Here is a 394-nt window from a genome sequence, read left to right as displayed (position 1 = left end):
GCGCGATCCGCACGATCAGGCGCGGGTCGAACGGCTTCGGAATCAGGTAATCCGCGCCAAACGAAATGTCATACGTGCCATAGGCCGCCGCCACCACTTCGTTCTGCTCTTCCTCGGCCAGCTCCGCGATCGCGTACACCGCCGCCTTTTCCATCTCGCGCGTGATCGTCGTCGCGCCCACGTCCAGCGCACCCCGGAAAATGTACGGGAAGCACAGCACGTTGTTCACCTGGTTCGGATAGTCCGAGCGACCCGTGGCCATCACCACGTCGTCGCGCACCCCGTGCGCCACCTCCGGCAGGATCTCCGGCGTCGGGTTGGCCAGCGCCAGGATCAGCGGCCGAGTACCCATCGCCGCCACCATCTCCGGCTTGAGCACGCCCCCGGCCGACAG

Annotated in this window: 1 protein-coding gene; it reads right to left on the bottom strand. The window is 66.5% G+C overall.

Features of this window, described 5'->3' with window-relative positions; genetic code table 11:
• On the bottom strand, positions 1-394 hold a 394-nt coding region (locus KDH83_RS31860), incomplete at both ends, for a malic enzyme-like NAD(P)-binding protein (RefSeq protein ID WP_283093874.1).

It is taken from the genome of Achromobacter sp. Marseille-Q0513 (assembly GCF_018195695.1).
Taxonomy (GTDB): Bacteria; Pseudomonadota; Gammaproteobacteria; order Burkholderiales; family Burkholderiaceae_B; genus Achromobacter.
Note: the sequence above shows the minus strand (reverse complement) of the source record. Positions and strands in the feature narration are given on the sequence as shown.